Here is a 26376-nt window from a genome sequence, read left to right on the forward strand (position 1 = left end):
CACCAGGCTGCCGCGACTGCTTATTTACCATCCCACTTCTTGCTTCCGCTCACGCCTGCGATCTGGCTTACCGCGCCCACCCCGGTGTTGGCATTGCTGTCGCCAATGCCCCTATTTGCACTAGTCATTGGTGTTGCCGCTCAGTGCTGGCCATAGTCTTTCCAGACGGCTGGAGAACGTGGAAATGAAGCATTGGCGACTGGTGCTGAGAGTGGCTTCCGACTCGATGGTGTTACGGGATGCTGGTGAATTGAGGCGCAATGTCACCGCCTTCCTGCGCGTGGATAAAACCTACGAAGTGGCCTGTCTTGGCATCAACATGTTCGGCATCGACTTCCTGGCCGAAGATAACGAGTTCAATCACATCATGTGTCTGGTGAAGATACTGGAAACCAGATACCGACTTTCCATCATGCAGTTCAGCGAGATTGATGTCGGCAATGAGCCGGGCGTGACAGTAAAGGTCGGCTCCCAACCTGCGACATGTGTCGCGTGAAAAGACGAAGGAGACAACAAGATGAAGCTTCCATCACTGATCGAAATACCCAACGGCGACAAGGTCACGCCGACGTATTCCGATGCCGAAATGCTGGGGCGCCTGAAACGACTTCGGGATTATATGGCGGCAAACGGCGTCGATGCCATCGTTCTGACCTCGTACCACAATATCAACTACTTCAGTGACTTCGTTTACTGCAAGTTTGGGCGTGATTACGGGCTGGTCGTCACCCAGGATCGCTTCACCACCGTAACCGCCAATATCGACGGGGGCCAACCCTATCGGCGCAATCGCCTGGGCGACAACATCGTCTATACCGACTGGCAGAAGGACAACTTCTTCAAGGCGATCAAGCAGCTCTGTGAAGGCAAGCGGCGCGTCGGTGTCGAGTTCGACCACCTCACGCTGCAGAACCAGCAGAAACTGCTCACCGCGCTGGGCGAGGTGGAACTCACCGATATCGGCGTGCCGACCATGCAGATGCGCATGATCAAGTCGGCCGAGGAGATCGCGCTGATCCGCCAGGGGGCGCGCATCGCCGACGTGGGCGGCGTGGCCGTGCGTGACGCCATCAAGGCCGGCGTGCCGGAATACGAGGTGGCGCTGGCCGGACAAGCCGCCATGGTGCGCGAGATCGCCAAGACCTACCCGAACAGCGAGCTGATGGACACCTGGGTCTGGTTCCAGTCAGGCATCAACACCGATGGTGCCCACAACCCGGCGACCAGCCGCCGCGTGCAGCCTGGGGACATACTCAGCCTGAACACCTTCCCGATGATCTCGGGCTACTACACGGCGCTGGAGCGCACCCTGTTCTGCGAGCATGCCTCGGACGAGCACCTGCGCCTGTGGGAGGTGAACTGCGAGGTTCATCGGCGCGGCCAGGAGCTGATCAAGCCCGGTGTGCGCTGCTGCGATATCGCCCTTGAGCTCAACGAGATCTTCGCCAAGCATGACCTGCTGCAGTACCGCACCTTCGGCTACGGCCACTCCTTCGGCACCTTGAGCCACTACTACGGTCGTGAGGCGGGCCTCGAGTTGCGAGAAGACATCGAGACGGTGCTCGAGCCCAACATGGTGGTCTCCATGGAGCCGATGATCATGGTGCCGGAAGGGCGCCCGGGGGCGGGCGGCTACCGTGAGCACGACATACTGGTGGTGAACGAGCACGGTGCCGAGAACATCACCGGCTTCCCGTACGGGCCGGAGCACAACATTATCAAGTGACCATCAGGCAGAATATTACCGTCCGCTCAATATGGGAGGTGGAGCTAGGTTGGCCAGCCCGGCACGAAGGAAGTCAAGCACGTGCCGGGTTGCCACGCTCAGTTCCCGCTCGCGGTAATAGAGTCCGATGCTGACCGAGCCGAGGCTTGGCAACCGTTCCGTTTCGATCATCTTGGACAGGTGAGGCGGTACTACCGACAAAGCCATGGCTGTCAGCCCAAGTCCTTCCTCGACGGCTGACATAATTCCCAGCAAGCTGGGGCTGGTATAGGCGATGCGATAGGGTTTGTTGGCCCGCTCCAGTGAGCCTTCAAGCATTGCACGGTAGATGCAGCCTTGCGGATAGGTGACCAATGGAAGAAATTCCGAATCGGTCAGGTTGCCATGGCTCATTACCCAGGCTAACTGGTCGATCCTGTAATCACGAATATCCCTATTTTCATCCTTCCTCTCCGGCTCCATGACCAGGCATACATCATAAAGGCGCTTCTGGTAACGCTGAAATATCACCTTGCTGATGTCACAGTCTACCTCGACCGCTATGTTCGGGTATGTTCTAGCCAGATTGCGCAGGGCCTTAGGCAAGAAGGCAAGCTCGAAATCATTCGGTATGCCAAGCCTGACACGGCCTGATACGTTCTCTCCGGTGAGCTTGGTTATGACCCTGTCATTGATCTCCAGGATCTGCTTGGCTGCCTGATAGAGATATTCTCCATCTTCTGTGAGATCCAAGCTTGTTCCTCGCAGGAAAATCTTAGTATCCAGAAGTGACTCCAGCTTTTTTATTTGCAGGCTTATGGCAGGTTGTGAGCGGCCAAGAAATTCACCGGCACTAGTAAAACCGCCAAGGTCCCTTATGGTCACGAAGGTGCGTAGCAGATCCGTCGGTATGTTCTTCATGCGGTGAGCCATTATTGTGATTTATGGAGGTATTTGCGTTACAAATTGGCCGCGGTTGGCAGGTTAAAATACCTTGAATCTGCCAAGGGAGGCAATGCATTGGCAAGAAGCTGTCTCCATCGATAAAAAACAAGAGGTATGAAAATGAATTCCTGGGTATTGAGCACTTTTCTGTTTCTTACCTGCTACATGCTGGTGCATGCCAGCGTCGCCTATCTCCGAAGGGAGTTAAAGAGAAAGCCAGCCAACGGCTTAATGAGGAGATGATCATGGATGCCTACAAACTGTTCAATTGGGGGCTTCTTGTCCTCACCTTCGGCTTGCTGATCTATCTCGGCTATCTTTCGTCACGCTACATGAACAAGAGCGATGAAGGGGGCTTCTTGGTGGCTGGGCGGTCACTGGGCGCCTTCGTGGCGGCTGGCACCATCGTCGCTACCGGCTTCAGCGGCTGGGGCTTCATGGGCTCCCCTGGGGTAACCTATCAGTTCGGTGCCATCGAGGTGCTGGGTAATTTCTTCTTTGCACCAGCGATGATGATAGCCGTGCTCTACTTCGCGCGCTTCCTGCAGCACCGTGCCATAGAAATGGGCAGCAATACCATCCCCGAGTATATCGCCCAGATCCATGGTGGTGGAAACATGGGACGAGTGCTGCAAGGTGTAGCTGCCTTCATTACCATCCTTTTGCTGCTGGTTTTCTTGACTAGCCAGATCAAAGCCGTGGGTCTGCTCGGTGCCAGTTGGTTGGGCATCGAACTCAATCAAAGTGCCTTCCTGATGGTCTCGGTAATCATTATCTATACCATGCTCGGTGGCTTAGCGGCAGTCGCCTGGACCGATACCGTCATGGTCTGCGGTATGGCCCTGGCTGCGGTCATCATCATGGTGCAAATTCTTACTTCCGTAGATCTCGGCACCTGGGAGGCATCACTCAATGCCATCGACCCCGAGCTGCTCAATCCCACAACGGGGGCACATTACGGCGACTCTATCGGTACTGTCTTTTTGGTGCTGCCTTACGCATTCCTGTTCGCCGCTGTGCTGCCCTACATGGCGATCCGATTCCTGGCGATGAAGCCGGACGTCAAGCTACACAAGGTGGGAGTCTACGTGGCCGTTCTCGGAGCGCTGCTAAGCCTGATTCCCATCGTCGGGCTCTACGTTCGCATGCACGTGCCGGATCTGGCCGATCCTGACATGGCCATGCCGGTCTACCTTGAGCAGTTCATGCATCCGGCTATTCAGGGCATCATCACGCTCTTCATCATCTTTGCCATGAAATCCACGGCTAACTCGTTGCTGCATACGGTGGCCTCTGCAACGTCCCATGACCTGCGCTTGTCCCTGTTCGGCCCGGTCTCCAGCGAACGCCTGGCGTTGATGATCAATCGTATGGCAGTGGTTCTGTTGGGAATTGTCGCCCTGATGATGATGCTATATGCACCGCCCTTCATGCTCTCCTGGCTGGGTATCCTGGGCTCCGGTACTTTGTTGGCCAGCATGATTGGTCCGGTATTCATCTCCACCTTCTGGCAGGGTAGTAGCTGGGGCGCCCTCACGGCGATGCTGGTGGGGTTCTTTACCAGTGGCTACATGATGCTATTCGCTGAGGTGGGTTGGCTGATAGGGCCGCTGACCGGATGCGTCATCTCATCAGCTTGCTACGTTGGCGTGTCGCTAATGACTAGGCAACCGACATTCAGCCAGACCTCATCCTGAAGCACACCTCGTCGTCTCCAGAATTCCTCTGGAGACGACGAGGCGGAACCAGGGCTCTCCCTACAACAGTTGCCAGTCTTGCAGAATCAGATAGAGTCGAGATAACAGGCCTCGTTCGACTTGTCGAACACTTCGCGACGCAGGAGCCGCCATGAATCTTCCTATTAGGGGCGAGCCTCTATCCGTTGGCTTCGTCCTGCTGCATCGCTTTACCCTGCTGCCTTTCGCCGCCTTCGTCGACTGCCTGCGCCTGGCGGCCGACGAGGGGGATCGAAGCCGTCAGCTGCGCTGCCACTGGACCTTCATGACCAGTACGGGGGAGCCGGCGGCCTCCAGCTGTGGGGCCTCCATCACGCCGTGCCAACCCTTCCAGGACCCGCAGGAGTTCGACTACATCGTGGTGATCGGCGGCGTGCTGGACGATGCCGACCGGGCCGATACCACGGCGCTGGCCTACCTGCGCCGGGCGGCAAATGCCCAGGTGCCGCTGGTGGGGCTGTGCACCGGTGCCTTCGCCCTGATACAGGCCGGCCTGATGAACGGGCGGCGCTGCTGCGTCAGCTGGTACCACCACCGTGACATGATCCAGCGTTTTCCTACCATCGAGCCGGTGGCCGACCGGCTGTTCATCGATGATGGCGACCGCCTGACCTGTGCAGGCGGTTCGGCGGGTGCGGACCTGGCCGCCTATCTAATCGAGCGGCACCTGGGCAAGGCCTGGGCGATGAAGAGCCTGCGTATCATGCTGCTCGAGGAAGCCCGCATCGGTGCGCATCCGCAGCCACAGCCGGTGGTGTTCGGCAAGATCGAGGATCGCCTGGTGCGCCGCTCCATCGCCGTGCTCGAGCAGCATCTCGGCGAGCCGATCTCCATGGAGACGCTGGCGGAGCGGGTCGGAACCTCACGGCGCAACCTGGAGCGGCGATTCCGCGAAACCCTGGGCGTCGGGCCGCAGAAGTTCGCGCGCGATCTGCGGCTGCGCTATGGGCTGTGGCTGCTGCACTACACTGGCAAGAGCGTCACCGAGATCGGCGAGCGCTGCGGTTTCGCCGATACGGCCCATTTCTCGCGTCATTTTCGCAGCGCCTTCGGCATGCCGCCGTCGGAGATGCGCAAGCGTGCAGAGGAGCCAGGCAGCGACCGGGTCGACCCTTTCTTCCTACATATCGAGTCCCGTCCTGCGGTCTGACCGTCATGTCGCTATCTCCCGCCTCACGCGTGCTCTGGGCGTATGAGCGTCACCCGCAGGGTGGCGTTCGCCTAAAGTGGTAGGCCAACCCCGGCGGTGTCTGTCGTTCAGCAAAGCTGTCGCATTTATTCAATCTTTCTCTCTCTTGTGGGCCTTTAATCGGAGCATGAGCCGAAACCCTCTGCGCCCCCTGCGGGTAGCCAATAGATTCAACAGCCAGAACAACAGGAGCCAGTCATGAACCAAGCCGGTCTCGCATCCTTCGATTCCCAGATCGCCGCCGCCATTGCCGAGGAGGTGGCACGCCAGGAGGCGCACGTCGAGCTGATCGCCTCGGAAAACTATGCCAGCCGCGCGGTCATGGAGGCCCAGGGCACCCAGCTGACCAACAAGTACGCCGAAGGCTACCCGGGCAAGCGCTACTATGGCGGCTGCGAGCACGTCGATGTGGTCGAGAAGCTCGCCATCGAGCGCGCCTGTGACCTGTTCGGTGCCGACTACGCCAACGTCCAGCCCCACTCCGGTGCCCAGGCCAATGCCGCCGCCTTCATGGCGCTGGTCAAGCCGGGCGACACCGTGCTCGGCATGAGCCTGGCTCACGGCGGACACCTGACCCACGGCGCCGCACCCAACTTCTCCGGCAAGCATTACAACGCCGTGCAGTACGGCCTGAATCCCGAGACCGGCGAGATCGACTACGAGGAAGTCGAGCGCCTGGCCCGCGAGCACCAGCCGAAGCTGATCATCGCCGGCTTTTCTGCCTACTCCCGCGTGGTGGACTGGCGGCGCTTCCGCAATATTGCCGACGAGGTGGGCGCCTGGCTGATGGTCGACATGGCCCACGTAGCAGGCCTGGTCGCTGCCGGACTGTATCCGAGCCCGATTCCCCACGCCCATGTGGTTACCACTACCACCCACAAGACCCTGCGCGGCCCGCGCGGTGGCCTGATTCTTTCCGCCCATGGCGACCAGGAGCTTTACAAGAAGCTCAACGGCGCGGTCTTCCCCGGCCAGCAGGGCGGCCCGCTGATGCACGTGATCGCGGCCAAGGCGGTGGCTTTCAAGGAGGCCATGAGCCAGGCTTTCGTCCAGTATCAGCAGCGGGTGATCGACAACGCCCAGGCGATGGCCGGCGTCTTCGTGGCGCGTGGCTTCGACGTGGTCTCCGGCGGTACCGACGACCATCTGTTCCTGGTCTCGCTGATTCGTCAGGGCGTGACCGGCAAGGATGCCGATGCGGCGCTGGGTCGTGCGCACATCACCGTCAACAAGAACGCCGTGCCCAACGATCCGCAGAGCCCCTTCGTCACCTCCGGCCTGCGTATCGGCACCCCGGCGGTGACCTCGCGTGGCTTTGACGTGGCCGACTGCGAGGCGCTGGCCGGCTGGATCTGCGACATCCTGGACGCCCTGGCCGACGGCGGCGACACCGCTGCCGTGGAAGCCGAGGTGCGCGAGAAGGTCGCCGAGCTCTGCCTGCGGCACCCGGTCTACGGTGCCGCGCCGGCAGCGACGCACGAAGCCGCTACCGCCTGAACCCGTTTGGTCCGGCCCTGCACGGCGGGGTCGATCGAGGAGAGAGAACATGCAACGCTATTCAGGTTTCGGGCTGGCCAAGCACGCCCTCAGCCACCACGAGAACTGGGAGCGCCAGTGGCGCAACCCCACCCCCAAGAAGCAGTACGACGTGATCATCGTCGGCGGCGGCGGCCACGGTCTGGCCACCGCCTACTATCTGGCCAAGGAGTTCGGCGTCAAGAACGTGGCGGTGATCGAGAAGGGCTGGCTGGGCGGCGGTAATACCGCGCGCAACACCACCATCGTGCGTTCCAACTACCTGTGGGACGAGGCGGCGGCCCTCTACGAGCACTCCATGAAGCTGTGGGAGGGGCTCTCCCAGGACCTGAACTACAACGTGATGTTCTCCCAGCGGGGGGTGCTCAACCTGGGCCACACCCTGCAGGACATGCGCGACATCCAGCGCCGGGTCAATGCCAACCGCCTGAACGGTATCGACGGCGAGGTGCTGGACGCCAAGGGCGTGCAGGAGCTGGTGCCGATCATGGACTGCTCGAAGAACGCCCGTTACCCGGTGCTGGGCGCCTCCTGGCAGCCGCGCGCCGGTGTGGCCCGCCACGACGCCGTGGCCTGGGGCTATGCCCGCGGTGCCGATGCACACGGGGTGGATATCCTCCAGCAGACCGAGGTGACCGGCTTCAAGATCCGCGACGGACGCGTCTTCGGCGTGCACACCAACCGCGGCGACATCGAGGCCAAGACCGTCGGCTGTGTGGCTGCCGGTAACTCCGGGGTGCTGGCCAAGATGGCCGGCTTCAAGCTGCCGCTGGAGTCGCACCCGCTGCAGGCCCTGGTCTCCGAGCCCCTCAAGCCAATCCTCGACACCGTGGTGATGTCCAACCACGTGCATGGCTACATCAGCCAATCGGACAAGGGCGACCTGGTCATCGGCGCCGGTATCGACGGCTACAACGGCTATGGCCAGCGCGGCAGCTATCCCACCGTGGAGCACACCCTGCAGGCCATCGTCGAGATGTTCCCGATCTTCTCCCGGGTGCGCATGAACCGCCAGTGGGGCGGCATCGTCGACACCTGCCCGGATGCCTGTCCGATCCTCTCCAAGACCCCGGTGAAGGGCCTGTTCTTCAACTGTGGCTGGGGCACCGGTGGCTTCAAGGCCACCCCGGGCTCGGGCCATGTGTTCGCCGCCAGCCTGGCCAAGGGCGAGATGCATCCCATCGCCGAGCCCTTCTCCATGTTCCGCTTCCATAGCGGGGCCCTGATCGACGAGCACGGCGCCGCCGGCGTGGCCCACTGAGGAGAATTCGCCATGTTCTATATCTACTGCCCCTACTGCGGCGAACACCGTGAGGAAGAGGAGTTCCACCCCAAGGGCCAGGCGCACATCGTGCGACCCAAGGACCCCGAGGCGTGCAGCGACGAGGAGTGGGGCGACTACCTCTTCTTCCGTGACAACCCCCGTGGCGTGCACCATGAGCTATGGGTGCATGCGGTGGGTTGTCGCAAGTTCTTCAACGTCACCCGCCACACCGTGACCTACGAGATCCTCGAGACCTACAAGATGGGCGAGCAGCCGTCGATCACCGCCGACGACCGGGGCCAGCCCCGCGAGGCCGCCGCGGCCAGCCAAGAAGGAGTGCGCGCATGAGCCAGTCAAAGAAACAAGTGCACCGCCTGGCCAAGGGCGGTCGGATCGATCGCTCCCGCACCCTGAGCTTTACCTTCAATGGCCAGAGCTACCAGGGCCACCCGGGTGACACCCTGGCCTCGGCGCTGCTGGCCAACGGCGTGGACATCGTCAACCGCAGCTTCAAGTACTCGCGGCCCCGGGGCATCGTCGCCGCCGGCGCCGAGGAGCCCAATGCCGTTGTCCAGCTGGGCAGCACCGAGGCGGGCCAGGTGCCCAACGTGCGCGCCACCCAGCAGGCGCTGTTCGCCGGCCTGACCGCCCGCAGCACCAATGGCTGGCCCAATGTGCAGCGCGACCTGATGGGCCTGGTCGGCAAGCTGGGCGGCAAGTTCATGCCCCCGGGCTTCTACTACAAGACCTTCATGGCCCCGGCCTCGATGTGGATGACCTACGAGAAGTACATCCGCAAGAGCGCCGGCCTGGGGCGCAGCCCCATGGAAGCCGACCCGGACACCTACGACCACCTGCACCAGCACTGCGACGTGCTGGTGGTCGGTGCCGGTGCCGCCGGCCTGGCCGCGGCCCTTGCCGCCGCACGCAGCGGGGCCCGGGTGATCGTCGCCGACGAGCAGGAGGAAATGGGTGGTTCGCTGCTGGATAGCCGCGAGACCCTGGACGGCAAGCCGGCGGAGCAGTGGGTGGCCCAGGTGCTCGAGGAGCTGGCCGGCTGCGAGAACGTTACCCTGCTGCCGCGTACCACTGCCAACGGTTACCACGACCATAACTTCGTCACCCTGCACGAGCGGCGCACCGAGCATCTCGGCGAGACCGCCCCGCTGATGAATGGCCATCGTCCAGTCCGGTCGCGGATGCACCGCGTGCGTGCCGGCCAGGTGATCCTGGCCACCGGCGCCCACGAGCGCCCGCTGGTCTACGCCGGCAACGACGTGCCCGGCAATCTGCTGGCTGGCGCCGTCTCCACCTATATCCGACGCTACGGCGTGGCACCGGGCAACAAGCTGGTACTCTCCACCAGCAACGACTACGGCTACCGTGCCGCCCTCGACTGGAAGGAGGCGGGTCGCGAGGTGGTGGCCATCGTCGACGCCCGCCAGGCCCCGGCCGGCGACTGGGTGGAGGCCGCCCGTGCCCAGGGCATCAAGATCATCACCGGCAGCGCCGTGATCGAGGCCAAGGGCGGGAGCCGCGTCAGCGCGGCGCGGGTCGCCAAGATCGATATCGACGCCTTCAAGGTTACCGGCCAGGCCGAGACGCTGGCCTGCGACACCATCGCCAGCTCCGGCGGCTACAGCCCGGTGATTCACCTGGCTTCCCACACCGGCGCCCGGCCCACCTGGCGCGACGATATCCTCGGCTTCGTGCCGAACCTGGTGAAGAGCGTGCAGGCCTGCGGCGGTGCCAACGGCACCTATGCCCTGGGCGAGGTGCTCGCCGAGGGTGTGGAGGCCGGCATCAAGGCAGCCGCCGCCACCGGCCATGCCGCCCCGGCGGTGAGCCTGCCCCAGGCCAAGGCCCTCGAGCAGGGCCCGTCGGCTCCGCTCTTCCAGGTGCCCCACGAGAAGCCGACCCTGCGCGCGCCCAAGCAGTTCGTCGACCTGCAGAACGACGTCACCGCGGCGGGCATCGAGCTGGCCACCCGCGAGGGCTTCGAGTCCATCGAGCACGTCAAGCGCTACACCGCCATGGGCTTCGGCACCGACCAGGGCAAGCTGGGCAATATCAACGGCATGGCCATTGCGGCTCGCTGCCTGGGTCGCTCCATCCCCGAGGTGGGCACCACGGTATTCCGCCCCAACTACACCCCGGTGACCTTCGGCGCCATCGTCGGCCGTCACTGCCGCGACCTCTTCGACCCCGAGCGCTACACCGCCCTGCACCAGTGGCATGTGGAAAACGGCGCCGAGTTCGAGGACGTGGGCCAGTGGAAGCGTCCCTGGTACTACCCGCAGCGCGTCAACGGCAAGGTCGAGACCATGCACGAGGCGGTGGCCCGGGAGTGCAGCGCGGTGCGCGAGAAGGTCGGTATCCTCGACGCCTCGACCCTGGGCAAGATCGACATCCAGGGCCCCGACGCCCGCGAGTTCCTGGCCCGGGTCTACACCAACAAGTGGGAGAAGCTGGCGGTCGGCAAGTGTCGCTACGGCCTGATGTGCAAGGACGACGGCATGGTCACCGACGACGGCGTGACCAGCTGCCTGGCCGACAACCACTTCCTGATGACCACCACCACCGGTGGCGCCGCGGCGATCCTCGAGTGGCTGGAACTGTGGCACCAGACCGAGTGGCCGGAGCTGGACGTCTACTTCAGCTCGGTGACCGACCACTGGGCCACCATGACCATCACCGGCCCCGAGGCGCGCAAGCTGCTGGCCGAGATCACCGATATCGATCTCGACAAGGACGGTTTCAAGTTCATGGAGTGGCGCGCCGGCAAGGTGGCGGGCGTACCGGCGCGGGTCTACCGCATCTCCTTCACCGGCGAGCTGACCTTCGAGATCAACGTCCAGGCCAACTACGCCATGCACGTGTGGCAGACCCTGTTCAAGCACGGCGAGAAGTACGGCCTGACTCCCTACGGCACCGAGACCATGCACGTCCTGCGCGCCGAGAAGGGCTTCATCATCGTCGGCCAGGACACCGATGGCTCGGTGACCCCGGAAGACCTGGGGATGCAGTGGTGCGTGGGCTACGACAAGCCCTTCTCGTGGATCGGCAAGCGGGCCCTGACCCGGTCCGACACCAAGCGCGAGAACCGCAAGCAGCTGGTGGGCCTCAAGCCCAAGGACCCCAAGGTGGTGCTGGAGGAGGGTGCGCAGATCGTCTTCGATCCCAAGCACGCCATCCCCATGCCGATGGCCGGGCACGTGACCTCCAGCTACTACAGCCCGACCCTGGACTCCGGCTTCGCCCTGGCGGTGGTCAAGGGTGGCCACAGCAAGCTGGGCGAGACCGTCTACCTGCCCATGGCGGACGGCCAGACCCATGAGGCCGAAATCGTCAGCCCGATCTTCTACGATCCCAAGGGAGAGCGCCAGAATGTCTAACGCGGCTACCTTCGATACCCGTACCGATAGCACCATCCCGGTGGAGTCGCCGCTGGCCTACAGCTACCGCCGTAGCGGTGCCCCGGCGGTCGGCTCCCAGAGCCGCGTCATCCTGCGCGAGCGCGCCTTGCTGGGCCACCTGGTCCTGCGCGGCGGCGCCATCGTCCTCGACGAGGCGGTGCGCGAGGTGCTGGGCCTGGGCCTGCCCGGCCAGCCCCAGGGGCTGGTCCTGGACGACAGCGGCGAGCGCTCGATCCAGTGGCTCTCTCCGGACGAATGGCTGGTGATCGTCCCCGGCGGCGAGGAGTTCGAGCTGGAGACCCGGCTGCGCGAGCGCCTGGGGGATGCCCACTATGCCATCAGCGACGTCAGCGGCGGCCAGACCCTGCTGGAGCTTTCCGGCGAGGCGGCCCGTGAGCTGCTGATGAAGTCGGCGATCTACGACGTCCACCCCAGCCACTTCCCGGTGGGCAAGGGCGTGACCACGGTCTTCGCCAAGGCCACCGCCATCGTCCGCCGCCCCTCCGAGGAGCGCTGGGAACTGGTGATACGCCGCAGCTTCGCCGATTATCTCTATCGCTGGCTGCTGGACGCCGGTGCAGAGTACGCCATCGGCGTGGAGAAGTGACTCGGCGTCTCGTTTGCCAGGCGCGTTTGGCCGGGGTTTCCCCGGCCTTTTTTCCATACGGGCCTTTATTGCGACTCGCCGCCGGAGGAGCAGTATGAACCGACACGATGACATCTGGATCATGGCCGCGCAGTGCCCCAGCCGCCTGGGCACCGTGGATGTGGTGACTCGCTTTCTCAAGGAGCGGGGCTGCTACATCACCGAGCAGCAATCCTTCGATGACCGCCTGAGTGGCCGTTTCTTCATTCGCACCGAATTCCGTCCCGAGGAGGCCGGCTTCGATGCCGGCGCCTTCCAGACGGCCTTCGCCGAGCGCGCCGCCGAGTTCGAGATGAGCTTCGAGCTGACGCCGCCAGGGCGGCTGATGCCGGTGGTGATCATGGTCTCCAAGGCCGACCACTGCCTCAACGACCTGCTCTACCGCTATCGCACCGGCCAGCTACCGATCGAGATTCGCGCCATCGTCTCCAATCACCCCGACCTGGCGTCGCTGGCGGAGTGGCACGGCATTCCCTATCACCACTTCCCGATCACGCCGCAGACCAAGGCCGAGCAGGAGGCCCAGGTGCGGGAGGTAATTGATGCGAGCGGGGCGGAGCTGGTGATCCTGGCCCGCTACATGCAGGTGCTCTCGAGCGAGATGTGCACCAGGCTCGCTGGTCGCGCGATCAACATCCACCATTCGCTGCTACCCGGCTTCAAGGGCGCGCGCCCTTACCACCAGGCCTACGAGAAGGGGGTGAAGCTGGTCGGCGCCACCGCCCACTACATCAACGACGACCTGGACGAGGGGCCGATCATCACGCAGGGCGTGGAGCCGGTCGGCCACGCCGACTACCCGGAGGATCTCGTTGCCAAGGGTCGCGACATCGAGTGCCTCACCCTCGCGCGTGCGGTGGCCCTGCACGTGGAGCGGCGCGTCTTCCTGAATGACAGCCGCACGGTCATCTTCGAGCGCTGATTTCCCCTCCGCGCTCGATACCATTGAGCCCGCGGCCGGGGCAGGCTAGCTTGGTGGGCAAACCACGCCCACCAGGAGATCCGCATGGCTGCCCCTCACGACGAACACGACCCCCATCTCTGGCTGGAAGATGTCGAGGGCGAGCGCGCCCTGGCCTGGGTGACGGAGCGCAACGCCGAGAGCCAGGTGCGGCTGGCCGACTCCCCCGGCTTCGCTGAGCTGCGCGACGATCTCCAGGCGATCCTCGAGGCCGACGACCGCATCCCCTTCGTGGTCAAGCGCGGCGAGCACTTCTACAACTTCTGGCAGGACCGCGACCACCCCCGCGGGCTGTGGCGGCGCACTACCCTCAAGGAATACCGCAAGGCGCGGCCCGAGTGGGAGGTGCTGATCGACCTCGACGCGCTCAACGCCGAGGAGGGCGAGAACTGGGTGTGGCACGGCGCCCACTGCCTGCGCCCCACATCGCCCGGCAAGCCCTGGCGTCACTGCCTGGTGTCGCTCTCCCGCGGCGGTGCCGATGCCGACGTCACCCGCGAGTTCGACCTGGTCGAGAAGCGCTGGGTCGAAAACGGTTTCTTTCGCCCCGAGGCCAAGGGCAGCCTGGGCTGGATCGACCGCGACACGGTCTACGTCCAGACCGATTTCGGCGAAGGCTCGATGACCCGCTCCGGCTATCCGCGCATCGTCAAGCAGTGGCGGCGCGGTATGCCGATGGCCGAGGCCGAGACGGTATTCGAGGGCGATCCCGACGACATGGCCGTGGGTGCCGGCCACGATTCCACGCCGGGCTTCGAACGCGACTTCGTCAGCCGCGCCCGTGCCTTCTACGACAATGAGCTCTACCTGCGCGAGGCCGACGGCAGCCTGCGCCGCATCGAGGTGCCCAACTCGGCGCACAAGCAGGTGCACCGCGAGTGGCTGATGGTCGAGCTGCGCGAACCCTGGGAGGTGGACGGCACCACCCACCCTGCCGGCGCACTGCTGATCGCCGACTTCGACGCCTTCATGGCCGGTGAGCGCGACCTGCGTGTACTGTTCACGCCCACCGAGCGCACCTCGCTCTCCGACGTCACCTGGACCCGACACCACCTGATCCTCAACGTGCTCGACGACGTCAAGCACCGGCTCTACGTAATCACGCCGAGCGAGAGCCAGTGGCAGCCCGAGCCGCTGGCGGGCGTGCCGACGATCGGCAGCGTCAGCGTGAGCGCGGTGGACGACGAGGAGAGCGACGACGTTTTCTTGATCGTCAGCGACTACCTGACGCCGACCACGCTGCTGCACGGTCGGGTCGGCGGGGCGCTGGAAACGCTCAAGCAGGCCCCGGCGCTGTTCGACGCCGAAGGCCTCGAGGTGACCCAGCACTTCGCCACCAGCGAGGACGGCACGCCGGTGCCCTACTTCCAGGTGGCGCGGCGCGGCCTCGAGCCGAGCGGCGATCATCCGACCCTGCTCTACGGCTACGGCGGCTTCGAGGTACCACTGCTGCCTGGCTACAGCCCCGGCGTGGGGCGCGCCTGGCTCAGCCAGGGTGGCGTCTACGTGGTGGCCAACATCCGCGGCGGCGGCGAGTACGGCCCGCGCTGGCACCAGGCGGCGCTGCGCGAGAAGCGCCACAAGGCGTTCGAGGATTTCGCTGCCGTAGCAGAAGATCTGATCGAGCGCGGCGTCACCTCGCCGAAGCGGCTGGGCATCCAGGGCGGCTCCAACGGCGGCCTGCTGGTGGGTAACATGTTGACGCGCTACCCGCAGCTGCTGGGCGCGGTGGTGTGCCAGGTGCCGCTGCTCGACATGCGCCGCTACCACCTGCTGCTGGCCGGGGCCTCGTGGATGGCCGAGTACGGCGACCCCGACGGCGACGATTGGGAATTCCTGCGTGACGTTTCGCCCTACCATAACCTCGATGCCGCCACCGATTATCCGCCCACGCTGCTGATGACCAGCACCCGCGACGACCGCGTCCACCCGGGCCATGCACGCAAGATGATGGCGCGCATGCACGAGCAGGGGCACGAGGTGCTCTACTACGAGAATATCGAGGGCGGCCACGGCGGCGCGGCGGACAACCGGCAGCGCGCCCATATGCAGGCGCTGGCGTTCAGCTTTCTCGGGCAGCAATTGGTGGATGAAGGCTGAACTCTTAGGCTTGAATCCATTTGTTCTAGTTGTCTTGTTCGGCGCTCAATTGGCTGCGCCATGATGACGCCGAAAGCCCCTTGTTGCGCACTATGCATGCGCAACAAGGGGCTTGATGTGCAGGCGGACCATCAGGGTCAGGGTGACTTTTCCCTTATTCGAATCATGCAGATGGACGGAAAGCCGTGCAGGATGGCACGCGCTCTGCAAATCAATGGGTGAAGGTAATGACCGGATAGTACAAGTACAACCCACTCTGACCGAAGGTGACTGGACATGAAGAACCGGAACCGATCTATCGCCCTTTGTTTATTCGGCTCACTGCTTCTTGTGAGTGGCCACGCCCTAGCGGAGCGAATTTCCATCGGCATAGGCCACCAGAGCATGGTCACCAACACCGTGGCGGGCGGTATCGTGCTGGAGAAGCTTGGCCTCATCGAGAAGTATCTGCCGACGGAAGGCGACTATGCCGATGCGGAATACGAGATCGTCTTTCGCGACTACGATTCTGGGCCGCCCATCACCAACCAGATGATGGCGGGCAACCTGGAGTTCGGCGTGATGGGCGACTATCCGCTGATCGTCAACGGCGCCAGCTTCCAGGCCACCGGACGCAACGAGACCCGCTTCATCGCCGTGACCGGCTACAACCGACAAGGGACCGGCAACGGCATCGTGGTGCCGGTGGCCTCCGACGTTTATTCCCTGGAGGAGTTGGCCGGCAAACGCATCTCCACACCGGTGGGCAGCGCTTCCTGGGGCATGACGCTGAAGGCACTGCGCGATGCGGGACTGGACGGTGAGATCGACATCGTCGACCAGAGCCCGCCCGTGGGTGTCGCCAACATCGCCGGCAACCGCATCGATGCCCATGCCGACTTCGGCCCATGGTCGGAGGTAATGGAGTTTCGTGGTACCGGGCGCAAGATCTTCGACGGCAGCGAGGCGGGCGTGCCGACGTTCCATGGCATCGTCGTGCGCAAGGACTTCGCCGACCGCTATCCCGAGGTAGTCGACGCTGTGCTGCAGGCCACGCTGGAGGCGCAGCAGTGGATCGAGGAAGACCCGATACGTGCTGCCACCCAGCTGAGCGAGTGGACCGGAGTGGCCAAGGAGGTGCTCTATCTTTATTTGGGAGAAGGGGGCATCAGCACCCTGGACGCCACCATCAAGCCCGAGTGGGTCGAAGCTTTGAAGTACGACCATGCTCTGCTGCAGGACGAGCGCAACATACCCGATCTCGATTTCGAGGCCTGGATCGACGACAGCTACCTTAACCGTGCCTATGCCGCCTCCGGGCTGGATTATGCCGCCGACCTGGAGCGGATGGTCATCCCCATCGCCTCGAATCCCGAGCTCGAGCCGGCCCAGGTGTGGTTTGCCGACAATGGCATCGTCGGGTATGACAGTGTGGCCGAGATGATAGCGGCCTTTCGAGACGCCAGTGCTGAAGGCCGGGAGATATACGCCACCTACGTCTATGACCCGTTGAGCGGCATCAAGATGTTCGGCAAGGCGGCGTTTCTTTCCGAAAGCCCCGATGGCGAAGTGGTGGCCTTCATGAAGCGTGCCGACTCCGAAGCGTTCATTGCCGACAATGGTGGCAGGATGATCGCCTTGTCCGCTTCCGACGAAGAAGCGCTTGCTATGAAGTAAGACAAAACTTCGTATTCATCTGACCTGCAATATCGAGGGGCGCGGTATTTTTACCGTGCCCCTTTTTATTTGTTTCTTTTCTTGTTCTGTCGGCTCTTGCCCGATTTGTTCGCTAATGACTTGTTCTACTTGTCATAGAGACTTCAGCTTCATGAACTGGAAAGTGCATCAGTGTGATGCCTTTTAATGATGCCATGCACCATGCAGGCGCGCTGATTATTACCAGAGTCGTCCGTTGCCGATATGGTGGGAAATGAAAAATACCCTTTTGGATTAAAGCCTTGAGAAATAAAAAAGGAAAGTTGGCACGCCTGATGCAACTTACTGAGTAAAGGATATGACCTGATAGTACAAGCTTCGATTTAGGCAATGCTTTCCATAACAAGACTGCCGGCAACAACGACACAACAAACGCCGGACTTCATTACCCATGGCATTGGCGCTGACTGCGCTCCCGTGACGAGAGGTGACACCATGAGCTTGAATCCCAGGCCCCGCCCTCCGCTCTCCGAGGCCGTCCTGTCCGGCCCGGTCGAAACTGCCGAGCGATCACTGGCCGAGGCCAGTCCCGCCACGGCGGTTCCGGCCGAGGTGGATCCCGGCGCACCTCGTCGCCTGCTGCCCGCGAACTGGGATCGCTACCTGGTGCGCATCGGTGCCCTGCTGGTGGCGGCGCTGGGTTGGCATCTCGCCTCGACCTACGGCTTCGATCTCTTCGTGCGCTTCGACAACGTACCGGGGCCGCTGGTGGTGGGGGCGGAGTTCCTGGCCCAGGCCTCGAGCCAGCAGTTCTACCTGCACATCCTGCACAGCATGCAGCGCATCGCCATCGCCTATGGGCTGGCCGTGGTGATCGGTGTGGTGCTGGGCGTTCTCATGGGGCGCTCGCGCTTCGCCGAGGACGTGCTCCTGCCCTACATCGAGATCCTGCGGCCCATCCCGGCGGTGGCCTGGATTCCGCTGGCGATCCTGATGATGCCCAGCGAGCAGTCGAGCATCGTCTTCATTACTTTCCTCGGTGCGCTGTTCCCCATCGTGATCAACACCGTGCACGGCGTCGAGCAGACCCCCAAGGTGCTGGTGCGCGCGGCGCGCAGCCTGGGCGCGAGCAACGCCGCCATCCTCTGGCACGTGGTGCTTCCCGGTGCGTTGCCAAGCATCGTCGCGGGGCTCGCCATCGGCATGGGCGTGGCCTGGTTCTCGCTGCTGGCCGGCGAGATCATCAGCGGCCAGTACGGCATCGGCTACTTCACCTGGTCGGCCTACACCCTGGTCGAATACCCCAAGATCATCATCGGCATGCTGGTCATCGGCGCTCTGGGCTCGCTGTGCACCCTGCTGGTCCGCAAGGCCTGCGCGCCCCTGCTGCGCTGGCAGGCCGAGGGGGGCAAGTCATGATGTCCGCTACTCGACCCAACCGTGCCGCCGTCGTCGAGCATCCGCACAGCTATCGCCCACGTACGGCGGGGGGCAAGGGCAGGATCAGCGTGCGCGGCCTCGACATCGTCTTCGCCACCGCCAGCGGCTCCCACCGTGCGGTGGAAGACGCCAGCCTCGAGATCCAGCCGGGTGAGTTCGTCTCGCTGCTGGGCCCCTCCGGCTGCGGCAAGTCGACCCTGATGAACAGCGTGGCCGGCTTCGTCGAGCCGACCCGGGGCGAGGTGCTGCTCGATGGCCTGGCGGTGAACAAGCCCGGCCCCGACCGCGGCATGGTGTTCCAGCAGCATTCGCTGTTCCCGTGGAAGACGGTGAAGCAGAACGTCGCCTTCGGCCCGCTGATGGCGGGCGTGGGCTCGCGGGAGGCCGACAGCGTGGCCAGCACCTTCCTTTCGCTGGTGGGGTTGTCGCGCTACGCCAACGCCTATCCCACCACGCTCTCCGGCGGCATGCAGCAGCGCGTGGGCATCGCCCGGGCGCTGGCCAACTACCCCAGCGTGCTGCTGATGGACGAGCCCTTCGGCGCCCTGGACGCCCAGACCCGCAGCATGATGCAGGAGAACCTGCTCGAGATCTGGAGCGAGTTCAAGAACACGGTGCTGTTCGTCACCCACGACATCGACGAGGCGGTGTTCCTCTCCGATCGCATCGTGGTCATGAGCGCGAGTCCGGGACGAATCATCGCCGACATACCCGTGCGGCTGGCGCGTCCGCGCACCCAGGAGCTGCTCACCACGCCTGAGTTCATGGCGCTCAAGCGCGAGTGTCTGGCCCTGATCCGCGAGCAGACCCTGCACGCCTTCGAGCAGCAGAACCAGGCGGGCTGAACCGATACCCGGCATGACCGTGCGGCTTCGAGTCGACATGACATGTCATGACAAGAGGTAACGACCATGAAGAGCCAGGAACTCAAGCTGCAGCCGGGCGACTCGCCGCAGCCGCTCTACGTGCAGATCCGCGACACCCTGCGGCGCAACATCCTCGAGGGCGGCTACTCGCCCCACGAGCGGCTGCCGTCGGAAAACGCGCTGATGAAGAGTTTCGGCGTGAGCCGCATCACCATCCGCCAGGCCCTGCGCGACCTGCACAACGAGGGGCTGGTGTTTTCCGCCCAGGGCAAGGGCACCTTCGTCAGCAAGCCCAAGGCGGTGCAGAACGTGCAGCGCCTGCAGGGCTTCGGCGAGGCCATGGCGGCGCAGGGCTACGAGGCCACCGCGCGGTTGCTGTCGATCCAGGAGTGCAAGCCGGGCAAGGCGGTGGCCGCCGCCCTGGGGCTGCGCTCCGGCGATGCCGTGGTCGAGGTGAAGCGGGTGCGCTACCTCAACCGCGAGCCGGTCTCGCTGGAGAGCAGCTATTTCCCCATCGATATTGGCCGGCGACTGTTCGGCCAGGACCTCTCCGGCGACATCTTCCCGATGTTGGAGAACCGCTTCGCCATCCCGCTGGGCGCGGCGAACATCGCCATCGATTCCACCCTCTGCGACGAGGAGACCCGGCAACACCTCAACCTCGGGATGGGCGAGCCCGTCCTGCGGGTCGAGCGGCTGACCTACGACCGGGCGGGTCGGCCGGTCGACTTCGAATACCTCTGCTTCCGCGGGGACGCCTTCAAATACCAATTCCGAGTGGATCGGAAATCGGAGGAATCATGAACGCAAGCGACATTCCCGTCATCGACACCGACGTGCTGGTCATCGGCGGCGGAACTGCCGGCCCCATGGCGGCCGTGACCGCCAAGGAGCAGGACCCGAGTCTCAGGGTGATGCTGCTGGAAAAGGCCAACGTCAAGCGCAGCGGGGCCATTTCCATGGGCATGGATGGGCTCAACAACGCCATCGTACCCGGCCACTCGACCCCCGAGCAGTACGTCAAGGAGATCACCATCGCCAACGACGGCATCGTCCACCAGCCCGCACTGATGGCCTATGCCCAGCGCTCCTTCCCGATGATCGAGAAGCTCGACTCCTGGGGCGTGCACTTCCAGAAGGACGAGACCGGCGACTACGACATGAAGAAGGTCCACCACCTCGGCACCTACGTGCTGCCGATGCCGGAGGGCCACAACGTCAAGAAGATCCTCTATCGCCGCCTGCGCCGCAACCGGGTGCAGATCGAGAACCGCTACCAGGCTACCCGCCTGCTCAAGGACGCCGATGGGCGTATCGCCGGCATGATCGGCGTCAACACGCGTACCGCCGAGCCGATCATCATTCGCGCCAAGGCGGTGATCATGGCCACCGGCGCTGCCGGGCGCATCGGCCTGCCGACCTCGGGCTACCTGTTCGGCACCTACGAGAACCCGGCCAACAACGGCGACGGCCACGCCATGGCCTACCACGTGGGGGCGGACCTGGCGAACCTCGAGTGCTTCCAGATCAACCCGCTGCTCAAGGACTACAACGGCCCCGCCTGCGCCTACGTCACCGGTCCGCTCGGCGGCTTCACCGCCAACTCCCAGGGCGAGCGCTTCATCGAGTGCGACTACTGGTCGGGCCAGATGATGCTGGAGTTCTTCAAGGAGCTGGAGGGCGGCAACGGCCCGGTGTTCCTCAAGCTCGACCACCTGGCCGAAGAGACCATCCAGGAGATCGAGACCGTCCTGCACACCAATGAGCGGCCCTCGCGCGGTCGTTTCCACGACGGCCGCGAGACCGACTATCGCCAGCACATGGTGGAGATGCACATCTCCGAGGTCGGCTTCTGCTCGGGCCATTCCGCCTCGGGGGTGTGGGTCGACGAGACCGGCGCCACCACCGTGCCGGGCCTGTATGGCGCCGGCGACATGGCCTCGGTAGCCCACTCCTACATGCTCGGTGCCTTCGTCTACGGCCAGATCTGCGGCGAGAGCGCAGCCGCCTTCGCCAAGGAGCGCAGCGAGATGCCGAGCCTCGACGAGGCCTTCATCGCCGCCGAGCTCGAGCGCATCCAGGCGCCGCTCAAGGTGGCCGATGGCATCCCGCCGTCGCAGATGGAGTACAAGGTGCGTCGGCTGGTCAACGACTATCTGCAGCCACCCAAGGTGACCAAGAAGATGGAGATAGGCCTCGAGCGCATCCTCGCCGTGCGTGAAGACCTGCACCTCCTGCAGGCCACCGACCCCCACGAGCTGCTGCGTGCGCTGGAAGTGCACTCGATCATCGACTGCGCCGAGATGGCCGCCCGCGCCTCGCTCTATCGCACCGAGTCGCGCTGGGGGCTCTACCACTATCGCGTCGACTGCCCGGAGCAGAACGATGCCGACTGGTTCTGCCATACCCGTCTGTACAAGGACGAGAACGGCAACATGGCCCACGGCAAGCGCCCGGTGGCGCCCTACATCGTCGAGCTCGGCGAGGAGAAGGACGCCTACCAGAAGCTGCGTGTGCAGAAGGCCGCCAACGCCTGAGACCCCAAGGCGCGAACAACCGAACTCGAGGAGAGGAAACCATGCCGACTGCAACGCAACGCACCAGCGTCCCGGTAATCGTCGACGAGGACAAGTGCATCGCCGACAAGGGCTGCACCGTGTGCATCGACGTCTGCCCGCTCGACGTGCTGTGGATCAATCCCGACACCGGCAAGGCGCACATGCGCTACGACGAGTGCTGGTACTGCATGCCCTGCGAGGCCGACTGCCCCACGGATGCCGTGAAGGTCGAAATCCCCTACCTACTCCGCTGAGGTGCGCCCCATGAAGCATTACGACGACCCCGAGCTGCAGGACATCGCCGAAAAGCTCGCCGACCCGGACCCCGGCATTCGCCGCGTCGCGGTGCTGGCGCTGGTCGATTCGGGCGAGCCGGAAGCGGCCGAGCTGCTGATCCAGGCACTCAAGGATGAGGACCCCGCGGTGCGCCAGGAGGCGGCCAAGGTGGTCGATGAGTTCGACGCCGAAGATATCGCCGACTCGCTGCTGGCGGCATTGAGCGATGGCGACGAGGTGGTGCGCAACGCCGCCGCCCACGCCCTGGCCGACCTCAAGGATCCCAGCGTCGCACCGCCGCTGCTCGCCGCACTGGAGCGCAGCGACGATCCCTTCGTGGTGGCCGGCATCCTGCGCGCGCTCAAGCCGCTGCGTGTGCCCGCAGCGCAGACCCCGGCGCTACAGCGCCTGAGCGATGAGGATGCCCGCGTTCGCCGCGAGGCGGTGGGCGTGCTCGGCTGGCTCAAGGCCGAGGAGAACCTGCCGGCGCTGATCGATCGCGCCAAGGGTGACACCGACCCCGAGGTGCGTCGTGCCGCTGCCGGCGCCCTGGTCTATGCCGCGCGTGAGCGGGTGGGGCCGCCGCTGGTGGCGATCCTTGGCGATCCGCACTGGCAGGTGCGCTGCGAGGCCGCCATCGGCATCGGCAAGCTCGATTATCGCGCCGGGCTCGAATCGCTGATCGTTGCCAGCCGCGACGCTACCTGGCAGGTGCGTGAGAAAGCCGCCGAGGCCATGGGCAAGCTGCGCGTAGCGGCAGCCGTACCGGCGCTGGGTGAGTGCGCCCGGGACCCGATGAGCAATTTGCGCAAGGCGGCCATCGGCGCGCTCGGCGCCATCGCCGAGCCGGAGTGCCGCCCGTTCATCGAGCTGGCTCTCGACGATCCGGATCCGGACGTGCGCAAGCTGGCGCGCTGGGCGCAGTCGCAGCTCGACAACGCTGCCTGAACCAGCTTTCGCCCGGAATTGGCATGAAACGCTTCGCATGATGGCCAGGTGGCACGCTGCCTGGCCGGGCCCCGCTGCGTGCTTGAGGAGATAAGACCATGACTTACGTCGTCACAGAAAACTGCATCCGCTGCAAATACACCGACTGCGTCGAGGTATGCCCGGTGGACTGCTTCCACGAAGGGCCCAACTTCCTCGTCATCGACCCGGTGGAGTGCATCGACTGCTCCCTGTGCGTGCCGGAGTGTCCGGCGGATGCGATCTATGCCGACGACCAACTGCCGCCAGATCAGGCGCACTTCCTCGAGATCAACGCCGAACTCGCCCAGGTGTGGCCGGTGATCAGTGAGACCCGCCTGCCGCTGGGGGAGGCCGATCTCTGGGTCGACCAAGGCGAGAAACTGCAGTACCTGGAGCGCTGAGGCATGCGCCAACTTGTCATGACGAGTTGCCGTGCACGCTTCGCGCTGCTGGCCGTCGTGCTGGGCGCCAGCGTCAGCGACAGCGCCCGGCCGATGGTCGACGTGGCCGTGCCCGCCCCGTTCCCGGAAGTGCCGATGCTGTGCCTACGGGACCAGCCGCCCCAAGACCCACCGATCTGACCGGAGATTGCCATGACCGTCATCGCCAATACACCGGCACATCTGCGCCATACCATCGCCCCGCCCGACGGCGTGCACTTGAACCGTAGCACACGGGAGGTGGAGATCCGCTGGCCGGATGGCCGCACGGACACGCTCTCCTGCCTGGCGCTGCGGGCCGCCTGTGCCTGCTCCAGCTGCCTGCATGCCAAGCGCAGCGGCCGCCTGGCGCTGTACGACGCCGACATCACCGTGGTCGACGCCAAGCCCTTCGGCGTCAGCGGCTTGCAGCTGTTCTTCTCCGACGGCCACAGCCGCGGCGTCTTCCCCTGGGCCTACCTGCGCGAGCTGGGCGAGACGCCGTGATGAACGCGCCGCTCCCTCTCGCCCTGGCGCCTTCCTGGGAAAGGCTCAAGCGCTTCTATCCCGGCGTGGCGCTGTGCACGGTGCTGGCGCTGGCCGGCAGCTTCCTGGCCGAGCACTACGGTGCCCCGGCACTGCTGCTCGCGCTGCTGCTGGGCTTCGGCTTTGCCAGCCAGGCCGGTGAGGTGCGCATGCAGGCGGGCGTCGGCTTCTGCGCCCGCCGCGTGCTGCGCGTCGGGGTGGCCCTGCTCGGCGCGCGTATCGGCCTGGACCAGTTGCTGGCCGTAGGCTGGCTGCCGCTGGCGGTGGTATTGATCAGCGTGCCGCTGACCATCGGCGCGGCGTTGTGGCTGGGCCGCTGGCTGGGGCTGCCGACGTTGCACAGCCTGGTGGCCGGCGCGGCGGTGGCGATCTGCGGTGTGTCGGCGGCAGTGGCGGTGGCCGCCGTGCTGCCGGCCGGGCGCTTGGAGGAGCGGCGCCTGCTCGGCGTGGTGGTGTGCGTCACCGCGCTGGGCACCGTGGCCATGCTCGGCTTGCCGCCGCTCACCGCACTGCTCGGCTACGGCGACATCGCCAGCGGCCTGTTCCTTGGCGCCACCATCCACGACGTGGCCCAGGCGGCAGGGGCGGGCTATCTCGTCTCGGATGCCGCCGGCGACGTAGCCACGCTGACCAAGCTGCTGCGCGTGGCCCTGCTCGTGCCGCTGGTGTTGCTGCTCGGCGTGCTGCTGCGGCGAGGCGAGAGCGGCAGCGGCGAGTTTCCCTGGTTCCTGCTCGGCTTCGTGGCGCTGTTCGCTGCCAACAGCCTGGGGTTGCTGCCCCCGGGTCTACGCGAACTGCTGGTAAGCGCCTCCCAGTGGTGCCTGCTGGTGACCATGGCGGCGCTGGGCATGCGTACCTCGGTGCGTGACCTGCTGGGCCAGGGTTGGCGCCCGCTGTCGCTGCTGTGTGCCCTGAGCGCCGGGCTGGCACTGACGGTAGTGGGTCTACTGGCGCTGCTGCCGGTGGTCTGAACTCAACGACAAGCGTTTTATCCCCGCATCGCTCGCGATGCCTGACGACTGGAGGAAAACCCATGGCTGCTGCTATCGGAACCGCCGACGTACTGAGCGTTCACCACTGGAACGACACCCTGTTCAGCTTTCGCACCACCCGCGACCAGGCGCTGCGCTTCGAGAACGGCCACTTTGTGATGATCGGCCTCGAGGTCGCGGGCAAGCCGCTGATGCGTGCCTACAGCATCGTCAGCGCCAACCACGACGACTACCTCGAGTTCCTCAGCATCAAGGTACCCGACGGCCCGCTCACCTCGCGCCTGCAGCATCTCCAGGTGGGCGACCAGATCATGGTCAGTCGCAAGCCGGTGGGCACCCTGATGGTCCACGACCTGACCCCGGCCAAGCATCTCTACCTGCTCAGCACCGGCACTGGCCTGGCGCCGTTCATGAGCATCATCAAGGACCCGGAGGTCTACGAGCGCTTCGACAAGGTCGTGCTGGTGCATTGCGTGCGTTACGCCAGCGAGCTGGCCTATCACGACCACATCACACGGGAGCTTCCCGAGCACGAGTTTCTCGGCGAGGCGATCCGCGACAAGCTGATCTACTACCCCACGGTGACCCGCGAGCCGTTCCGCCACCAGGGACGCATCACGTCGCTGATTGAGAGCGGCAAGCTGTGCGCCGACATCGGCCTGCCCCAGCTCAACCGCGAGAGCGACCGGGTGATGCTGTGCGGCAGCCCCGGCATGCTCGCCGATCTCACCGCCATGCTCGACGACCTGGGCTTCGAGGCCAGCCCGCAGCAGGGCGAGCCGGGGGATTACGTGATCGAGCGGGCCTTCGTCGAAAAGTGACCGACAGCCAGGAGAGAACCATGAAGATCCTCGTCGCGGTCAAACGCGTCATCGACTACAACGTCAAGATCCGCGTCAAGGCGGATCACGCCGACGTCGACCTCACCAACATCAAGATGGCCATGAACCCCTTCTGCGAGATTGCCGTGGAAGAGGCCGTGCGGCTGAAGGAGCGCGGCGTGGCCAGCGAGGTGGTCGCCGTGACCGTCGGCCCCAAGGCCGCTCAGGAGCAGCTGCGTACCGCCCTGGCGCTGGGCGCCGACCGGGCGATTCATGTCGAGACCGAGGAGCGCGTCGAGTCGCTGGCCGCGGCCAAGCTGCTGGCCAAGGTGGTGGAAGAGGAGCAGCCGGGGCTG

At 64.5% G+C, this 26376-nt stretch carries 25 protein-coding genes; 24 read left to right on the plus strand and 1 reads right to left on the minus strand.

The annotated features are described in order from the left end of the window. Positions 1 to 184: 184 nt before the first annotated feature. Both ACUY1T_RS21220 and ACUY1T_RS21225 read left to right on the plus strand, forming a co-directional pair. Positions 185 to 496 carry a hypothetical protein gene (locus tag ACUY1T_RS21220; protein ID WP_446025560.1) on the plus strand — a complete coding sequence of 104 codons (312 nt, stop codon included), beginning with the start codon at positions 185 to 187 and terminating at the stop codon, positions 494 to 496. Between the two features lie 21 nt (positions 497 to 517). Beyond that, positions 518 to 1726, plus strand: a complete 1209-nt coding sequence (locus tag ACUY1T_RS21225) for a M24 family metallopeptidase (RefSeq protein WP_446025561.1) — start codon at positions 518 to 520, stop codon at positions 1724 to 1726. Between the two features lie 15 nt (positions 1727 to 1741). Here the strand turns inward: ACUY1T_RS21225 and ACUY1T_RS21230 are convergent, their stop codons facing one another. Next, entirely contained in the window at positions 1742 to 2626 is an 885-nt protein-coding gene (locus ACUY1T_RS21230) for a LysR family transcriptional regulator (protein ID WP_446025562.1), read from the minus strand. Positions 2627 to 2895: 269 nt separating this feature from the next. Here ACUY1T_RS21230 and ACUY1T_RS21235 point away from each other — a divergent pair, with 269 nt between their 5' ends. From ACUY1T_RS21235 to ACUY1T_RS21340, 22 genes are all read left to right on the plus strand, one after another. Further along, positions 2896 to 4347 carry a sodium:solute symporter family protein gene (locus ACUY1T_RS21235; RefSeq protein WP_446025563.1) on the plus strand — a complete coding sequence of 484 codons (1452 nt, stop codon included), beginning with the start codon at positions 2896 to 2898 and terminating at the stop codon, positions 4345 to 4347. 151 nt (positions 4348 to 4498) lie between these two features. Next, positions 4499 to 5536 (plus strand): GlxA family transcriptional regulator, encoded by a 1038-nt coding sequence (locus ACUY1T_RS21240; RefSeq protein WP_446025564.1) that lies wholly within the window; start codon positions 4499 to 4501, stop codon positions 5534 to 5536. A gap of 237 nt (positions 5537 to 5773) precedes the next feature. Further along, complete coding sequence (gene glyA / locus ACUY1T_RS21245; RefSeq protein ID WP_446025565.1) at positions 5774 to 7072, plus strand: serine hydroxymethyltransferase; 1299 nt, start codon at positions 5774 to 5776, stop codon at positions 7070 to 7072. Positions 7073 to 7121: 49 nt separating this feature from the next. After that, complete coding sequence (locus ACUY1T_RS21250; protein ID WP_446025566.1) at positions 7122 to 8372, plus strand: sarcosine oxidase subunit beta family protein; 1251 nt, start codon at positions 7122 to 7124, stop codon at positions 8370 to 8372. 12 nt (positions 8373 to 8384) lie between these two features. Then, positions 8385 to 8723 carry a sarcosine oxidase subunit delta gene (locus tag ACUY1T_RS21255; RefSeq protein WP_446025567.1) on the plus strand — a complete coding sequence of 113 codons (339 nt, stop codon included), beginning with the start codon at positions 8385 to 8387 and terminating at the stop codon, positions 8721 to 8723. Continuing rightward, positions 8720 to 11770, plus strand: a complete 3051-nt coding sequence (locus ACUY1T_RS21260) for a sarcosine oxidase subunit alpha family protein (RefSeq protein WP_446025568.1) — start codon at positions 8720 to 8722, stop codon at positions 11768 to 11770. Before ACUY1T_RS21255 ends, ACUY1T_RS21260 begins: the two co-directional genes overlap by 4 nt. Beyond that, on the plus strand, positions 11763 to 12398 hold the full coding sequence (locus tag ACUY1T_RS21265) for a sarcosine oxidase subunit gamma (RefSeq protein WP_446025569.1): 636 nt from the start codon (positions 11763 to 11765) through the stop codon (positions 12396 to 12398). The genes ACUY1T_RS21260 and ACUY1T_RS21265 overlap by 8 nt, the downstream gene beginning before the upstream one ends. Before the next feature lie 94 nt (positions 12399 to 12492). Further along, positions 12493 to 13359 carry a formyltetrahydrofolate deformylase gene (gene purU, locus ACUY1T_RS21270; protein ID WP_446025570.1) on the plus strand — a complete coding sequence of 289 codons (867 nt, stop codon included), beginning with the start codon at positions 12493 to 12495 and terminating at the stop codon, positions 13357 to 13359. A gap of 78 nt (positions 13360 to 13437) precedes the next feature. After that, positions 13438 to 15498 carry a prolyl oligopeptidase family serine peptidase gene (locus ACUY1T_RS21275; protein ID WP_446025581.1) on the plus strand — a complete coding sequence of 687 codons (2061 nt, stop codon included), beginning with the start codon at positions 13438 to 13440 and terminating at the stop codon, positions 15496 to 15498. A gap of 384 nt (positions 15499 to 15882) precedes the next feature. Beyond that, positions 15883 to 17154, plus strand: a complete 1272-nt coding sequence (locus tag ACUY1T_RS21280; protein ID WP_446025571.1) for an ABC transporter substrate-binding protein — start codon at positions 15883 to 15885, stop codon at positions 17152 to 17154. 474 nt (positions 17155 to 17628) lie between these two features. After that, positions 17629 to 18552, plus strand: coding sequence for an ABC transporter permease (locus tag ACUY1T_RS21285; protein ID WP_446025572.1), 924 nt, complete (start codon positions 17629 to 17631; stop codon positions 18550 to 18552). Continuing rightward, a complete protein-coding gene (locus ACUY1T_RS21290) occupies positions 18549 to 19418 on the plus strand; it encodes an ABC transporter ATP-binding protein (RefSeq protein ID WP_434228938.1) in 870 nt (289 codons plus the stop codon). Before ACUY1T_RS21285 ends, ACUY1T_RS21290 begins: the two co-directional genes overlap by 4 nt. Positions 19419 to 19484: 66 nt before the next feature. Further along, on the plus strand, positions 19485 to 20243 hold the full coding sequence (locus ACUY1T_RS21295; protein WP_446025573.1) for a GntR family transcriptional regulator: 759 nt from the start codon (positions 19485 to 19487) through the stop codon (positions 20241 to 20243). Then, entirely contained in the window at positions 20240 to 21976 is a 1737-nt protein-coding gene (locus ACUY1T_RS21300; RefSeq protein ID WP_446025574.1) for a fumarate reductase/succinate dehydrogenase flavoprotein subunit, read from the plus strand. The genes ACUY1T_RS21295 and ACUY1T_RS21300 overlap by 4 nt, the downstream gene beginning before the upstream one ends. A gap of 41 nt (positions 21977 to 22017) precedes the next feature. Continuing rightward, positions 22018 to 22251: a 4Fe-4S dicluster domain-containing protein gene (locus ACUY1T_RS21305; RefSeq protein ID WP_434228944.1), complete on the plus strand. Its 234-nt coding sequence runs from the start codon at positions 22018 to 22020 to the stop codon at positions 22249 to 22251. A gap of 10 nt (positions 22252 to 22261) precedes the next feature. After that, entirely contained in the window at positions 22262 to 23221 is a 960-nt protein-coding gene (locus tag ACUY1T_RS21310) for a HEAT repeat domain-containing protein (protein ID WP_446025575.1), read from the plus strand. Between the two features lie 98 nt (positions 23222 to 23319). Beyond that, the gene (gene fdxA / locus ACUY1T_RS21315; RefSeq protein ID WP_446025576.1) at positions 23320 to 23643 is read left to right on the plus strand and encodes a ferredoxin FdxA; all 324 of its coding nucleotides are present in this window, start codon (positions 23320 to 23322) and stop codon (positions 23641 to 23643) included. A gap of 3 nt (positions 23644 to 23646) precedes the next feature. Then, positions 23647 to 23823 carry a hypothetical protein gene (locus tag ACUY1T_RS21320; RefSeq protein ID WP_411797080.1) on the plus strand — a complete coding sequence of 59 codons (177 nt, stop codon included), beginning with the start codon at positions 23647 to 23649 and terminating at the stop codon, positions 23821 to 23823. A 12-nt stretch (positions 23824 to 23835) separates the two neighbouring features. Beyond that, on the plus strand, positions 23836 to 24168 hold the full coding sequence (locus ACUY1T_RS21325; protein ID WP_446025577.1) for a DUF971 domain-containing protein: 333 nt from the start codon (positions 23836 to 23838) through the stop codon (positions 24166 to 24168). Then, the gene (locus tag ACUY1T_RS21330; protein ID WP_446025578.1) at positions 24168 to 25178 is read left to right on the plus strand and encodes a YeiH family protein; all 1011 of its coding nucleotides are present in this window, start codon (positions 24168 to 24170) and stop codon (positions 25176 to 25178) included. Before ACUY1T_RS21325 ends, ACUY1T_RS21330 begins: the two co-directional genes overlap by 1 nt. A gap of 62 nt (positions 25179 to 25240) precedes the next feature. After that, the gene (locus ACUY1T_RS21335) at positions 25241 to 26020 is read left to right on the plus strand and encodes a ferredoxin--NADP reductase (RefSeq protein ID WP_446025579.1); all 780 of its coding nucleotides are present in this window, start codon (positions 25241 to 25243) and stop codon (positions 26018 to 26020) included. Positions 26021 to 26040: 20 nt separating this feature from the next. After that, the coding region (locus tag ACUY1T_RS21340; protein ID WP_446025580.1) for an electron transfer flavoprotein subunit beta/FixA family protein at positions 26041 to 26376 on the plus strand (336 nt) is incomplete at its 3' end.

Source organism: Billgrantia sp. Q4P2, from assembly GCF_052806135.1.